This window comes from Promicromonospora alba (assembly GCF_042654905.1).
GTDB classification, from domain to species: Bacteria; Actinomycetota; Actinomycetes; order Actinomycetales; family Cellulomonadaceae; genus Promicromonospora; species Promicromonospora alba.
In genome coordinates this window covers 1-14,370 of record NZ_JBHSFI010000004.1, presented here as the reverse complement: position 1 = coordinate 14,370, position 14,370 = coordinate 1, and the positions used below count along the sequence as shown (strand labels likewise).

12 protein-coding genes and 1 riboswitch are annotated in these 14,370 nt (G+C 72.1%); of the genes, 7 read left to right on the top strand and 5 right to left on the bottom strand.

Going from position 1 to position 14,370, the window contains the following annotated elements; all coding sequences use genetic code 11:
* Positions 1 to 30: 30 nt before the first annotated feature.
* On the top strand, positions 31 to 1,404 hold the full coding sequence (locus ACFO6V_RS11020) for an MFS transporter (protein ID WP_377135243.1): 1,374 nt from the start codon (positions 31 to 33) through the stop codon (positions 1,402 to 1,404).
* Here the strand turns inward: ACFO6V_RS11020 and ACFO6V_RS11015 are convergent.
* The gene (locus ACFO6V_RS11015) at positions 1,370 to 2,407 is read right to left on the bottom strand and encodes an SDR family NAD(P)-dependent oxidoreductase (protein ID WP_377135241.1); all 1,038 of its coding nucleotides are present in this window, start codon (positions 2,405 to 2,407) and stop codon (positions 1,370 to 1,372) included. The two genes, ACFO6V_RS11020 and ACFO6V_RS11015, sit on opposite strands and share 35 nt — an antisense overlap.
* A 60-nt stretch (positions 2,408 to 2,467) precedes the next feature.
* Between ACFO6V_RS11015 and ACFO6V_RS11010 the strand changes: the two genes are divergently transcribed.
* A complete protein-coding gene (locus ACFO6V_RS11010; RefSeq protein WP_377135239.1) occupies positions 2,468 to 3,079 on the top strand; it encodes a TetR family transcriptional regulator in 612 nt (203 codons plus the stop codon).
* A gap of 3 nt (positions 3,080 to 3,082) precedes the next feature.
* Here the strand turns inward: ACFO6V_RS11010 and ACFO6V_RS11005 are convergent, their stop codons facing one another.
* Complete coding sequence (locus ACFO6V_RS11005; RefSeq protein ID WP_377135237.1) at positions 3,083 to 4,018, bottom strand: AraC family transcriptional regulator; 936 nt, start codon at positions 4,016 to 4,018, stop codon at positions 3,083 to 3,085.
* A gap of 81 nt (positions 4,019 to 4,099) precedes the next feature.
* Between ACFO6V_RS11005 and ACFO6V_RS11000 the strand changes: the two genes are divergently transcribed.
* Both ACFO6V_RS11000 and purH read left to right on the top strand, forming a co-directional pair.
* Positions 4,100 to 4,525 carry a pyridoxamine 5'-phosphate oxidase family protein gene (locus tag ACFO6V_RS11000; protein WP_377135235.1) on the top strand — a complete coding sequence of 142 codons (426 nt, stop codon included), beginning with the start codon at positions 4,100 to 4,102 and terminating at the stop codon, positions 4,523 to 4,525.
* A gap of 14 nt (positions 4,526 to 4,539) precedes the next feature.
* Positions 4,540 to 4,626: riboswitch (ZMP/ZTP riboswitch) on the top strand.
* Between the two features lie 32 nt (positions 4,627 to 4,658).
* The gene (gene purH, locus ACFO6V_RS10995; RefSeq protein ID WP_377135233.1) at positions 4,659 to 6,299 is read left to right on the top strand and encodes a bifunctional phosphoribosylaminoimidazolecarboxamide formyltransferase/IMP cyclohydrolase; all 1,641 of its coding nucleotides are present in this window, start codon (positions 4,659 to 4,661) and stop codon (positions 6,297 to 6,299) included.
* Positions 6,300 to 6,414: 115 nt separating this feature from the next.
* Here purH and ACFO6V_RS10990 read toward each other — a convergent pair whose 3' ends face one another.
* Positions 6,415 to 7,809: an NAD(P)/FAD-dependent oxidoreductase gene (locus ACFO6V_RS10990; RefSeq protein ID WP_377135231.1), complete on the bottom strand. Its 1,395-nt coding sequence runs from the start codon at positions 7,807 to 7,809 to the stop codon at positions 6,415 to 6,417.
* 293 nt (positions 7,810 to 8,102) lie between these two features.
* On the opposite strand from ACFO6V_RS10990, the gene ACFO6V_RS10985 reads away from it, so the two are divergent.
* Positions 8,103 to 8,369, top strand: coding sequence for a DUF3017 domain-containing protein (locus ACFO6V_RS10985; RefSeq protein ID WP_377135229.1), 267 nt, complete (start codon positions 8,103 to 8,105; stop codon positions 8,367 to 8,369).
* Between the two features lie 54 nt (positions 8,370 to 8,423).
* On the opposite strand, the gene ACFO6V_RS10980 is transcribed toward ACFO6V_RS10985, so the two are convergent.
* Positions 8,424 to 9,560, bottom strand: a complete 1,137-nt coding sequence (locus ACFO6V_RS10980) for a septum formation family protein (RefSeq protein ID WP_377135227.1) — start codon at positions 9,558 to 9,560, stop codon at positions 8,424 to 8,426.
* Positions 9,561 to 9,704: 144 nt separating this feature from the next.
* Entirely contained in the window at positions 9,705 to 10,655 is a 951-nt protein-coding gene (locus tag ACFO6V_RS10975) for an MIP/aquaporin family protein (RefSeq protein WP_377135225.1), read from the bottom strand.
* 246 nt (positions 10,656 to 10,901) lie between these two features.
* Here ACFO6V_RS10975 and ACFO6V_RS10970 point away from each other — a divergent pair, with 246 nt between their 5' ends.
* A complete protein-coding gene (locus tag ACFO6V_RS10970) occupies positions 10,902 to 11,891 on the top strand; it encodes a malate dehydrogenase (RefSeq protein ID WP_377135223.1) in 990 nt (329 codons plus the stop codon).
* Between the two features lie 196 nt (positions 11,892 to 12,087).
* The gene (locus tag ACFO6V_RS10965) at positions 12,088 to 14,298 is read left to right on the top strand and encodes an NADP-dependent isocitrate dehydrogenase (RefSeq protein ID WP_377135221.1); all 2,211 of its coding nucleotides are present in this window, start codon (positions 12,088 to 12,090) and stop codon (positions 14,296 to 14,298) included.
* Positions 14,299 to 14,370: the final 72 nt, after the last annotated feature.

Below are 14,370 nucleotides of genomic sequence, written 5' to 3'. Positions count from 1 at the left end.
AATATAAGTTGCGGAATCTAGGGTGACGTCATGACGACCGACGAGGCAACGGATCGAGCGACGGGCGCCACCCGCCCGGCGACAGGGGGAGCGGCGACCGGCCTCTGGAAGAACCGTTCCTACCGCCTGCTCCTGACCGGGGCGACGGCGGAGGACGTCGGTGCCGCGGTCGGCGCTTTCGCCGTCCCGCTCGCCGCCTACGGGACCACCGGCTCGGTGGTACAGGCGGGAGTGATCTCGTTCGTCGGCCAGCTCGGGTCGGTGCTCATGGCGCTGCCGGCCGGCGTGATCGTGGACCGGGTGGACCGCCGTCGGCTCATCATGATCGGCAGCGCGGTCGCGGCGCTCGCCTGGCTGAGCGTGGTGGTCGCCGGGCTGGTCGACGGGCTCTCGATCACGGCCCCGCACCTGGCTGCCGCGCTGTTCGTGTCGTCGATGGTCGGCTCGCTCATGGATCCTGCCGGGATCGCAGCCCTGCACGCCGTGGTGCCCAAGGAGCAGCTGGGGCAGGCCGTGTCCGTGGCGCAGGGCCGCGATGCCGCGGCGACCCTCCTCCAGGGGCCGCTCGGCGGGCTGCTCTACGGCATGAGCTCCGTGCTGCCGTTCGTCGTGTCGGTGGCGGGCCGGCTGGTCTCGGTCGTCACCACGTCCCTGGTGCGCGAGCCACTCAACGGGGACCTCGGGGCCGCCCGTGCGGAGCATCCGCTCGCGGCGCTCAGGGAGGGTCTGCGCTACGTCTTCGGCGTGCCGTTGCTGCGCACGATGATCTGGCTGTTCGTGCTGGTCAACATCGTGCTCAACGGCATGATGGTCGCGATCAACCTGCACCTGGTGAGCATCGGGACGACGCCGGCGCTCATCGGTCTCATCAACACCGCGGTCGGGGTGGGGGTGCTTGCGGGGTCGTTCCTCGCCGGCGTGCTCGTCAAGCGGGTTCGCGTGGGCGTCCTCACGGCCATGACGCTCGGGGTCTCCGGGGTGGCCGTCGTCGCGATGGCGCTGTACCCGACGTTCTGGGGCTTCGTCGCGGCGCTGACCGGGATGATGTTCTTCGCCCCGGCGCTGAACGCCGGGCTGCTCTCCTACGTCACGGCGATCACGCCGGGAGCCGTGCAGGGCCGGATGGCCGCGACGATGGGGCTCACCGGCCTGGTGGCCGGGCCCACCGCGCCGCTCGTGGGCAGCCTGCTCCTCGCGAGCCTGGGGATCGGGCCCGCGATGTGGGTGTTCTCCGCCGGGTGGGCCTTACTGTTCCTCGCCCTGTTCCTCGTGCGCCCGCTGTGGCACGTCGGCCTGCCCGGCACCTGGGCGGCCGACGTGGTCGAGTGGCCGACGCCGCGTCCGCCGTCGGCCACCCGGTCCGAAGCCGTCAGACGGCGGACCAGCCGCCATCCGAGGCGATGATCGCCCCGTTGAGGTTCACCGAGTCCTTCGACAGGAGGAAGGTGATCGAGGCGGCCAGCTCCTCGGCCATGGCCAGGCTCGGGATGTTGCCCTGGTAGGGCCGCAGGACCGGCGCGCCGAACTCGGCCGCGCCGGGCACGTGGATGCCCGTGGCGACGCCGCCGGGCGCGACGGCGTTGGTGCGGATGCCGCTCTTCGCGTACATCACCGCGGACGACTTGGTCAGGCCGACCACCGCGTGCTTGGAGGCGGTGTAGGCGACGCCGGCGGACGAGCCGCGCAGCCCGGCCTCGGAGGCGACGTTGACGATGCGCCCTTCCTTCGCCGCCAGCATGCTCGGTACGACGGCGCGGGTCAGCCGCATGGTGCCCTCCAGGTTCACGCGCAGCACGCGTTCCCACAGGTCGTCGCTGACCTCGTGGATCGCGGACATGTCGTCCATGATCCCGGCGACGTTGGCCAGCGCGTCGATGCGGTTGCCCGCGGCGAGCGCTATCCGCTCGACGTCGCCCTGGTCGGAGATGTCGCCGGCGACAGGGATCACCTCGGCCCCGGCGGGGAGGTCGGTCAGCGTGGCCGCGAGCTCGTCGAGCTTCTCCTTGGAGATGTCGGCCGCGACGACCCGGCCGCCCTCGCGTGCCACGCGGGTGGCGACGGCCCGGCCGATGCCGGACGCCGCACCCGTCACGATCACCGTCTGACCGGCGAAGCGGCCGGGGGTGAGCTGCTCGACCCAGCCGGCGGGCTGCCCGCTGGCGGTGTCCGCGTCCGCCTCGGCGGCCTCGTCGGGTGCCGCCTCCTGGTAGGCCCCGACCAGGGCGTCGAGCGCCTCGGCGGGGAACTTGCCACCGGACATGGCGACGAGCTGCCCCAGCGGCAGGCCGCGGGCGGGGGCCAGCGAGTCCGGCGTCGCGCCGCCCTGCGCGAGGAAGCCGGCGAGGATCTGACCACCGACCGGGTGGTCGAGCCATTCGCCGACGGTGGAGTGAACGGTCAGTGCCATGGTGCGCTCCTGGGACGGGGACGATACCGGACAGTGTTGTCCGGTATCTAGGATAGCGCCATGACCGGTGTACTTCGTGACCCTCGGCGCGGCGACGTCCCGCACGCACCCGCGCGCCGCGGGGGAGTGCCCAACCTGGGGCCGCGCGCCGCGGCAGGTAATCGCGCCGCGCTGCTGGCGGCGGCTCGTGAGGTCTTCGGGTCCGCCGGGACGGGCGCGCCGCTGAGTGCGGTCGCCAAGCGCGCGGGCGTCGGGCAGGGCAGCCTCTACCGGCACTTCCCCGAGCGGATCGACCTCGTGGTCGCCGTCTTCGAGGAGCAGGTCGCCGCCGTGGAGGAGCTCGCGTCGGCCCCCGGCGTCGGTCTGCCCGACCTGCTCGGGCTGGTCACGCGGCATGCCGTCGAGTCGGTCGGGTTCGTGGACCTGGTCCGGTCAGGCGCGCCTGACGGGCGGCTGGCCGGCCTGGGTGACCGGGTCGCCGTCGCGCTGGGGACCCGGCTCGAGGACGCGACGGCTGCCGGCGACGTCCCGCCCGGGACGACGTCGGACGATCTGCTGCTCGCCGTCTCGATGGTGGCCGGCGGGCTGTCCGGGGTCGGCGCGGCCGAGCGGGTCCCCAGAGCGGCGCGGGCCTGGGAGCTGCTGCGGTTCGAGGTGCGGATCCCGGCCTGAGCGCTATGCGCTCCGGGCCGGCGCGCCCGTGCGCCGGAACGCGCTCGGGCTCATGCCGCGGACCCGCTTGAACGCCACGCTGAAGGCGAACGGGTCGGAATAGCCGACGACGCGGGCGACCTCCGCGACCGTCGCGCTCTCGCGTTCGGTCAGCAGGTCGGCGGCGAGCGTCATGCGCCAGCCGGTGAGATAGGTCAGCGGCGGCTCACCCACCAGGTCGGCGAACCGCTTGGCCAGGGTGGACCGCGACACCCCCGTCCGGGTGGCCAGCGTGGCGACCGACCAGGGCGCCGCCGGCTCGGCGTGCAGGAGGCGCAGGGCGTCGCCGACCACGGGGTCCCGCTGGGCGGCGTACCAGGCCGGGGGCTCACCGCCGGGCCGGTCGAAGTAGTCGCGTACCGCGCAGACCAGCAACCAGTCCAGCAGCCGGTCCAGGACCACCTGCTGCCCCGGGGTGTCGGCGGCGACCTCGGCGGCGAGATGGTCCAGCACGGCGTCGCTCGCGCCGCCCGCCCCGACCCGCAGCACCACGGGCAGCGCGTCCAGCAGCCGCCGGCTGATCTCCCCGCGCACGGGGTAGGCGCCGACGACGAGCGTCGTCGCGCCCTCGCCGCAGTCGCTCCAGCCGCGCCGGTACCTGGTCCCGCCCTGTTCGGGCACCGCGCAGTGCTCGCCGCACGCCACCGGCTCCGCGGTCGTGCCGACCTCGTCGACGAACAGGAACGGCGCGGGGCCGCGCACGACCGCCGTCTCGCCGGCGTGCAGCTGCACCGGCGGCTGGCCCTCGGTGACTATCCAGCCGGCTCCGCTGATGACCGCGCACAGCGTCAGCGGCGCGCCGTCGACGAAGTCCAGCGCCCAGGGCGGCGACAGGGTCGAGCTGCCGAACAGCGAGCCCTGGGCGCGCATCCCGCGGAAGAGGTCACCGAACGAGTCCATCCACCGAGGCTAGACGATCACAAAGGCAATCCGGCTGATCGCCCATGGATCCGTCCGGCTCGGCGGCGTTGAATCGCTGTCATGACCAACAGCGCCAGCCTGACCACCGAGGACCTCGAGTTTCTCGCCCGCCCCCTGCACGGGTTCCTGTCCGTCGCTGGCGGGACGCAGCCGCCCCAGCCCCGGCCCATCTGGTTCGAGGCAACGGCCGAGGGCGCCGTCCAGTTCTTCACCGAGCCCGGCTCCCTGAAGATGCGGCGTCTCGCCCGCGACCCGCGCGCCTCTCTGGTCGTCGCCGCACCGGTGGGGGAGCGTGAGCGCTGGATCTCGGTCGCCGGACCCACGACCGTCGAGACCGGCGGGGCGCCCGACCTGGCCTCCCGGCTCGCGGCGCGCTACTGGGACCTCGGCGACCCGGCCAGGGCCGCCGGCCTCGCCGGGATCCTCGCCACTGAGCTGACCCGCGTCGTCATCCACCCGGAGACCGTCCACCGCTACGTGTACTGACGCCGGGCTACACTTCTGGTGGCCGTGACTGGCGAGGGTGGGTCACCACCGGGGAGCGGCCGAGCGACCCGTGATGCGCGCCGCCCGCCTGGGTGCCAGGGTTTTCCGCGAAGCTACTCCGAGGAGAACCGCCATGTCCGGCGCCCCGTCCGTACCCGATGTCCAGCTCACCGACGACTCGCAGCGCCCCGTCCGGCGCGCCCTGCTGAGCGTCTACGACAAGACCGGCCTGATCGAGCTCGCCACCGCCCTGCACGACTCAGGGGTCGAGCTGGTCTCCACCGGCTCCACCGCGTCGCGGATCGCCGACGCCGGGATCCCCGTCACCCCGGTCGAGCAGCTCACCGGGTTCCCCGAGTGCCTCGAGGGCCGGGTCAAGACCCTCCACCCGCGCGTGCACGCCGGCATCCTGGCCGACACCCGCAAGCAGGACCACCTCGACCAGCTTGGCGAGCTCGAGATCGCGCCGTTCGAGCTGGTCGTCGTGAACCTCTACCCGTTCGCGGCCACCGTCGCGTCGGGCGCCGGGCCGGACGCCGTCGTCGAGCAGATCGACATCGGCGGGCCGTCCATGGTGCGCGCCGCGGCGAAGAACCACCCGTCGGTCGCGGTCGTCGTGGACCCCGACGCCTACTCCGCCGTGGTCGACGCCGTCCGTGCCGGCGGCTTCACGTACGCGCAGCGCAAGGCGCTCGCCGCCCAGGCGTTCGTGCACACGGCGACGTACGACGTCGCCGTGGCCTCGTGGATGGGCAACGTCGTGTCGCCCACCGACGAGGTGACGGTCGACGGCGAGCCGCAGCAGTCCGGCTTCCCCGCCTGGATCGGCGGCACCTGGGACCGGTCCGACGTGCTCCGCTACGGCGAGAACCCGCACCAGCGGGCCGCCCTCTACACGCGCGGTGACGGGGTCAAGGGCCTGGCCCAGGCCGAGCAGCTGCACGGCAAGGCCATGAGCTACAACAACTACGTCGACGCCGACGCCGCATGGCGGGCCGCCTGGGACCACGAGGGTCCGGCGGTGGCGATCATCAAGCACGCCAACCCGTGCGGCATCGCCGTCGGCGCTGACATCGCGGAGGCGCACGCGAGGGCCCACGCGACCGACCCGGTCAGCGCGTTCGGCGGCGTGATCGCTGCCAACGGCGTGATCACGGCGGCTGCCGCCGCACAGATCGCCCCGGTGTTCACCGAGGTCGTCGTGGCGACCGGCTTCGAGCCGGAGGCGCTGGAGATCCTGCAGGCCAAGAAGAACATCCGCCTGCTGGTCGTCCCGGAGGCGCCGTCCGGCGCCGTCGAGACCCGGCCCATCTCCGGCGGGCTGCTCATGCAGGCGACCGACCGCTTCCAGGCCGACGGCGACGCCCCGGAGAACTGGACGCTGGCGACCGGCGAGGCCGCGTCACCCGAGGTCCTCGCCGACCTCGCCTTCGCCTGGAAGGCCGTGCGGGCCGCCAAGTCGAACGCGATCCTCCTGGCCAAGGACGGCGCGGCGGTCGGTATCGGCATGGGCCAGGTGAACCGTGTCGACTCGTGCCGCCTCTCGGTCGAGCGCGCCAACACCCTGGCCGACGGCGCCGAGCGCGCCCGGGGCGCCGTCGCGGCGTCCGACGCGTTCTTCCCGTTCGCGGACGGCCTGCAGGTGCTGCTCGACGCCGGGGTCACCGCCGTCGTGCAGCCGGGCGGCTCGATCCGCGACGAGGAAGTCATCAAGGCGGCCGAGGCGGCCGGCGTGACGATGTACCTCACGGGCACCCGCCACTTCGCCCACTGACCCACCCGGTTCGCCGAAGTAGAGCACCTGTCCGGACAGGTGCTCTACTTCGCGGTCGCTCGGCGCGCGAGGTAGAGCGGGCGTCCGGACACCCGCTCTACTTCGGCAACCCGCTTCAGACGACTGTGTCCTTCAGTTTTGTCGCCGGGTCCAGGGCGCGCTCCAGGTCCAGCTCCAGCGGGACGCCGCGGTTCATCAGCTTGCGCACCTGCCCCACCTCGCGGGGTGAGTCGACCAGCAGCACCGCCCGGACGGTCGCCACCCGGTGGCCGTCCGTGGTCTGGCGGGGATGCCGGTCCAGCGCGTTCTCCAGGTAGAGCGCGGCCCAGCCGCCCGACGCCGCGGGGTCGCCCCGCAGCACCACCTCGTCGAACGGGGACGGCGCGCCGAACAGCGCCAGGTCGTGCCCCAGCTGCTGCGAGAAGACGTACGGCGCGTGCGCCGGGATCGGCGCGAGCCCGAGCCGCGCGCGCACCCGCTCCGGCTCGGCGGCGCGCTCGTCGAGGCCGAGCAGGGCACGGACCGTGACGTCGGGGTCGTGCAGGGCCGCCGACCAGTGCCCGCCGGGCACCGGCCCGAACACCGGGTGCTCGCGCGTCGCGATGTCGCCCACCGCCCACACCCGGCGCAGCGCGTCGAGGTGCAGCCCGCCCGCCGGGTCGGTGGGGGAGCGCAGCCCCATGAACCGGCCCGCGCGGTTGACCCGCAGCCCGCCGCTCGACTCACGCGGCAGGGAGCCGGCGAGCCAGCCCGACGCCGGCCGCGCACCGACCGCCGCCAGCACCAGGTCCGCCTCGAGCACGCGGCCGTCGGCCAGCGTCACGCGCGCGCCGTCCTGCGTGCCTTCGTGCGACCCGGGCAGCACCTGGTCGACGGCGACGCCCGTGACCAGGGTGACCCCTGCGGCGTCGTACCAGGGGGCGACCAGGCCGCCCACCCGTCGGCCGAGCTGCCGCTCCAGCGGCACCGGACCCGCCTCCACCACGGTGACGCGGGCGCCGGCACCGGCGGCGACACCTGCGACCTCCGCCCCGATCCAGCCGGCACCCACCACCACGAGCCGCATCCCCGGCACGAGGGCCGCGCGAAGCCGCTCGGCGTCCGCGGCGGTGTGCAGGGTGACGGCGGCGTCCCAGCCCGCCGGCTGGACGGGCTCGCTGCCGAGGGCGAGCACGACGACGTCGGCCGTCACGTCGTCCCCCGACGCCGTCCGCACCACCACACGCTCCCGGTCCACCGCGAGACGGACCGCCGGATCGGCGAGCCGGAGGTCGTCGGTGAGGGCGTCCAGGTCGATGCCGAGGTCGTCGGCGAGCCAGAGCGGCTCCGTGCGCTTGAGCAGCTCCTTGGACAGCGGCGGCCGGTCGTAGGGCGGCAGACCCTCCGCGCCGAGCAGCGTCACGTGACCCTCGAAACCGTGCTTCCGCAACGCCGCGGCGGTTTGCGCGCCGGCCAGTCCCGCGCCCACGATGACGACGCTGCTGGGGACCTGTGCTGAAGGCGTGGGCATAGACCTCACGGTAGCCGGGAGGGCCGCCAACCTGGGAACGGACAGGTATTCAGGTTGCAAGCAGGTCACGGCTCTGCAGAATCGCGACGTTTCGGTTGTAGTCTCGTGCCGTGGATCTCAGTGAGACGCGGACTGCCTCCAGCGCACCGGGTGGCGCTACGGCGCTCCTCGAGCCGGTAACCGCCGGAACGGCTACGCTCGAACGAACCGGAGAGGCACGTCTGACGAGTGCCACCACGACGACCAGCCAGGAGCTCGACCGCAGTGAGCCCTCCAGCGGCGAGGCATCCGACATGACGTCATCCGAGCCTCAGCGCAGCAATCTCGCGATCTGGCTCGTGCTGCTCGGCGTCGCCCTCTCGGTGATCCTCGGCATGACCGCCGGGGCACGCGTCGGGGCGATCGGCATCGGCGTGGTCCTCGTGGTCTGCGCGATCTTCCGCGCGGTGCTCGACAGCCCGGTCGGGCTCGTCATCCGCACGCGGACCGTCGACATAGTGCTGTACGGCGCGACAGCGGTGCTGATCGGCATCCTCGCCGTGGCGACGCCCAGCATCTGACGTCGTTCCGCCGGGCAGCCGCCCCGCCGGGCGGCCCGTGCCGCCCTGCGTGCCTCAGCGAGCCGCGCCCTTGAGGGAGCCCGTCACCGGCTGCTCCGACTCGACGACGCACAGGATGCGACGGTCGCCCTCGGCCCAGCTCTCCTCCGACGGCGCGATCGGCCAGTACAGCAGCTCCGACCTGGCCCACCGCATGCCGACGAACTTCGTGAACTCCGGGTAGCAGTACGCGTCGGCCGCGTCCCAGAGCGCCTGCTGCGTCGGCGCGTCGCCGTTCCGCGCGAGGCTGTCGGGCGCCGTCGTCTCGGCGTAGATCTCGCCGCCGTGCGCGGTGCTGCAGGGGACTACCGGGATCCGGTACAGCGTGGTCTGGCCCGACGTCGCCGACGTGTCGAAGCAGTCGCCCACCGCGAGGTCGGGGATCTCCGCCCCGGCCGTTGCGGTCTCGTCCAGCTCCGGGACCGGTTCGACGGCGGGATCCGTCTCGTCGTCGGCCTCGGGCGTCTCTTCGAGGTCGTCCGCCGGGACGTCCGCGTACGGGTCCGTGGCCGACGGGTCAGGATTGAAGGGGTCGGCATACGGGTCGTCGCTCGGGCTGGGGGACGACGTCGGCGCGGCGACCTCTGCACCGTCGTCGGACAGTGTGATGCCGAGCGGGCCGGCCAGGGCCGGCGGGACGAACGACCGGACCGCCGAGACGAACCCCGCCGGGAGCGACGACGCATAGGTGGGAGCGGCCACTATGCCGACGGCCAGACCGACGATCCCGAGCACGCCCAGCGTGACGGCGCCCAGGGCGAAGTCGAGCGTGCGGACGGAGGACTTCTCGGCCCGGCGGACGTTGCCCGTGCCGTTGGCCTCGGCGGTCCGCATCGACAGCACGAGCGCCGGGATCGCCAGCGGCCAGAAGAGCAGGAACGCGGCGACCACCCAGCCGACGCGGGTCGGGAAGGGGCCGGTGGGTCGCTCGTCGACGGAGTCGTCATCGTCAGCGACGTCGGTGTCGGTGTCGGTGTCGGTGTCGGCGTCGACATCGGCGTCGGGGGAGGCGGGCGTGGCTTCAGCGCCCTCCGCAGCGTCGTCTACGACGTCGCCCGCAGGGTCGTCCTCTGCGCCGTCCGCCGGGTCGGCCGTCTCGGGTTCCGTAGCCGGCTCCGGCTCGTCACCGGGGGTCTGCTTCTTGTCGGCCATGATCCGGGATCGTAGCGCCGGGGAGCGCCGACCCGGCAAACGGCTGCCGATCGCCGCACGGTCTGCACAGGGCCCGCACGACGGCGGGGCCGCACTTCCCGTACGGAGGGTGCGGCCCCGGCGTCGTGCAGGTACTGCGGTGGATCAGGCCTTGTCGTCGGCCTTCTTCGCGGGCTCGGGCGTGGTGGCCTCAGCCTCGGCCTCCGCCTTGGCGGGGGTCTCCACGGCGACGAGCTCCGTCTCCTCGACCACTACGACGTCGTCGTCATCGAGATCGTCGTCGTCCTCGTCGAGGTCCAGCTCCTCCGTCTCCGCGGTCTCGTCCGAGCCGAACGCACGGTAGAAGAGGGCAGCCAGGGCGGCACCGACGAGCGGGGCGACCCAGAAGAGCCAGAGCTGGCCCCACTCGTTCGCGAAGATCGCGGCGGCGGTCGAGCGAGCAGGGTTCATGCCGGTGTTGGTGACGAACCACGAGACCAGGGTCAGCGCGGCGATGGCGCTACCGACGGCAAGCGGACCGTAGCCGATCGGGCGGCGCGGGTCGTTGGCGCCCAGGTACACGCCCACGAGCACCGCGGAGATGATGACCTCGACCAGCAGCGCCGGGAACCAGTCGAACTGAGCCCCGCCCTGCGTCTGCAGGTAGAGCGGGGAGAGCTCCCCGAAGCCGTTCACCGCCGAGCTGAAGACGCCGAACGTGTTCTCCTTGCCGAGCAGCTCGACGAGGGGGTTGGGAAGCGTCAGGAAGAGCACTGCGGCGGCCAGGATGGCGCCGACGAGCTGCGCACCCCAGTAGCTGAACATGGCGCTGATCGAGATGCGCCCACCGAGCCAGGCGCCCAGCGAGATCGCCGGGTTGAAGTGCGCGCCGGAGACGCGGCCGACTGCAGCGGCTCCCGCGATGTACGCGAAGGCACCACCGAGCGCGACGCCGAGCGCCTGGGCCGAGTTCAGCGGGCCGTAGACGAGCAGCCCTACGATCACGATCGTCAGCAGGAACGTGCCGAAGGTCTCGGCGAGCAGGCGGACGAGCAGGCTCGGAGACCGCTCCTCGACCTCGGTGACGCCGCGGGTCGCGGCGAGGTCCTGGGACATGAAGTCAGATCCTTTCAGTGGCACACCGATTCGGTGCGCGTTGTGGCGGCGTGCGTGCGATGTCGCGCACATCCTGCCATTACCTGGCTGAGCAATACCTGAATGCACGCAGGTATTTTCTTCACCGTACTCATGCTGTGCCCTACGGCATCGTCTAGGTCCGGTCTTCGACGGCCGCCGGGGCCCTGCGTACGGATGTTGCGTGGGGGCTGGGCGAGGCGGGCCGGTCGATGCAAGAGTGGGGTCATGACTGAACCCGTGAATGTCACCGTCACCGGAGCCGCTGGCCAGATCGGGTACGCGCTGCTCTTCCGCATAGCCGCGGGCGAGATGCTCGGCGCGGACACGCCAGTGCGGCTCCGCCTGCTCGAGATCCCCCAGGCCGTCGCCGCCGCAGAGGGTACGGCGATGGAGCTCGACGACTGCGCCTTCCCGACCCTGGCCGGCGTCGAGATCTTCGACGACCCGGTCAAGGCCTTCGACGGGGTCAACGTGGCCCTCCTTGTCGGTGCCCGCCCGCGCGGCGCCGGCATGGAGCGCGCGGACCTCCTGGAGGCCAACGGCGGCATCTTCGGCCCGCAGGGCCGTGCCATCAACGACGGCGCCGCCTCCGACGTCCGCGTGCTCGTGGTCGGCAACCCCGCGAACACCAACGCGCTCATCGCGGCGACGAACGCGCCCGACGTGCCGGCCACGCGGTTCACCGCGATGACCCGGCTCGACCACAACCGCGCGCTCTCGCAGGTCGCGGCAAAGACCGGGACCGCCGTCGCGGACATCAAGAAGCTGACGATCTGGGGCAACCACTCCGCCTCGCAGTACCCCGACCTGTTCCACGCGGAGGTCGGCGGGCGTCCGGGCGCCGAGATCGCCGCGGACACGACCTGGCTCACCGACGACTTCATCCCGACCGTGGCCAAGCGCGGGGCGGCGATCATCAAGGCGCGTGGGGCCTCGTCGGCGGCGTCGGCGGCCAACGCTGCGATCGCGCACGTCCGCGACTGGACGCTCGGCACGCCCGAGGGTGACTGGACCTCGGCGGGTCTGTGGTCCTCCGGCGAGTACGGCGTCCCGGAGGGGCTCGTCTCCTCCTTCCCCGTGACCTCGGACGGCACCGGCGAGTGGAAGATCGTCGAGGGCCTCGAGATCGACGAGTTCTCCCGCGCGCGGATCGACGCGAGCGTCGCCGAGCTGGCCGAGGAGCGCGACGCCGTCCGCTCCCTGGGCCTGGTCTGACTCGCACCCAACGTACCCATTGATCGAGCGCTCCCGTTGGTCGAGCTTGTCGAGACCCGCCAGGTCTCGACAAGCTCGACCCACGGGAAGGTGTGACGTGAGGTGCGTCTCGCGATTCCGGGACGAGGGGTCGGCTCAGGTATCTTGATGTCGAGAGATCGGCACATTCCAATAACCCGGGGAGTCAGCCACACCCATGTCCAAGATCATCTATACCCACACGGACGAAGCCCCGCTTCTGGCGACGTACTCGTTCCTGCCGATCGTCTCGGCATACGCGGCAAAGGCAGGTGTGGACGTCGAGACCCGCGACATCTCGCTCGCCGGCCGGATCATCGCGCAGTTCCCGGAGCGGCTCACGGACGAGCAGCGTCAGGCCGACGCGCTCGCCGAGCTCGGTGAGCTCGCGCACGACCCGTCCGCCAACATCATCAAGCTGCCCAACATCTCGGCCTCGCTGCCGCAGCTGAAGGCCGCCATCGCCGAGCTCCAGGGCCTCGGCTACGACCTGCCGGACTTCCCGGAGAGCGTCGAGACCGACGCCGAGAAGGACGCGCGCGAGCGCTACGGCCGCGTCATGGGCTCCGCCGTGAACCCGGTGCTGCGCCAGGGCAACTCCGACCGCCGCGCACCGGCGTCGGTCAAGAACTACGCGAAGGCGCACCCGCACCGCATGGGTGCGTGGACGCCCGACTCGAAGACGAACGTCGCGACCATGGGCCACGACGACTTCTTCTCCAACGAGAAGTCGGTGGTCATCGAGGCCGACGACACCCTGCGCATCGAGCACGTCGCCGCCGACGGCACCGTCACCGTGCTCAAGGAGTCGCTGCCCGTCCTCGCCGGCGAGGTGGTGGACGGCACGTTCATCGACGGCGCCGCGCTGGACGCGTTCCTGCTCGAGTCGATCGAGCGGGCCAAGGCCGAGGGCGTGCTGTTCTCCGTGCACCTCAAGGCGACGATGATGAAGGTCTCCGACCCGATCATCTTCGGCCACGTGGTGAAGGCCTTCTTCAAGCCGGTCTTCGAGAAGTACGGCCAGGACCTGGCCGACGCCGGCCTGTCGGCGAACGACGGCCTCGGCGGCATCTTCGCCGGGCTCGCGTCCCTGCCGAACGGCGCCGAGATCCGCGCCGCGTTCGACGCCGCGCTGGCCGACGGCCCGAAGATGGCCATGGTGAACTCCGACAAGGGCATCACCAACCTGCACGTACCGTCCGACGTGATCGTCGACGCCTCGATGCCCGCCATGATCCGTATCGGCGGCCACATGTGGGGGCCCGACGGCGAAGAGGCCGACACCCTCGCGGTGATCCCCGACTCGTCCTACGCCGGCATCTACCAGACCGTCATCGACGACTGCCGCCTTAACGGCGCCCTCGACCCGGCCACGATGGGCTCCGTCCCGAACGTCGGCCTCATGGCGCAGGCTGCCGAGGAGTACGGCTCGCACGACAAGACGTTCGAGATCGCTGCCGACGGCACCGTGCGCATCGTCAACGGCGCCGGCGACGTCCTCATCGAGCACGCGGTTCGCGTCGGCGACGTCTGGCGCGCCTGCCAGACCAAGGACGCCCCGATCCGCGACTGGATCAAGCTGGCCGTCACGCGGGCCCGTGCCTCCGCGACCCCCGCCGTGTTCTGGCTCAACTCGCGCCGCGCGCACGACGCGAACCTGATCAAGAAGATCGAGCAGTACCTGCCGGAGCACGACACCGAGGGTCTCGAGATCCACGTCATGGACCCGTCGGAGGCCACGGCGTTCTCGCTGGCGCGCATCCGCCAGGGCCTGGACACCATCTCCGTGACCGGCAACGTGCTGCGCGACTACAACACCGACCTGTTCCCGATCCTCGAGGTCGGCACGTCGGCGAAGATGCTGTCGATCGTGCCGCTGATGAATGGTGGCGGCCTGTTCGAGACGGGCGCCGGCGGCTCCGCGCCGAAGCACGTCCAGCAGCTCGTCGAGGAGGACTACCTGCGCTGGGACTCGCTCGGTGAGTTCTTCGCGCTGGCCGCGTCCTTCGAGCACCTCGCGGTGAACGAGGGCAACGCCCGGGCCCAGGTCCTGGCCGACACCCTCGACCGCGCCACCGGGACGTTCCTGGGCGAGGACCGGTCCCCGGGCCGCAAGCTCGGCACCATCGACAACCGCGGCTCGCACTTCTACCTCGGCCTGTACTGGGCGCAGGAGCTGGCCACGCAGTCCGACGACGCCGAGCTCGCCGCCACGTTCAAGCCCCTCGCCGAGGCGCTCGCCGCGAGCGAGCAGGCGATCGTGGAGGAGCTGCTCGCGGTCCAGGGCAAGCCTGCCGACATCGGCGGGTACTACCGCCCGGACGAGGCCAAGGTCAACGCGGTGATGCGCCCGAGCAAGACGTTCAACGAGGCCCTCGCGTCCCTCTGACACGACGGTCCGCGAAGTAGAGCGCCTGTCCGGTCTCGACGGGCTCGACCACCGGTGGTCGAGCCCGTCGAG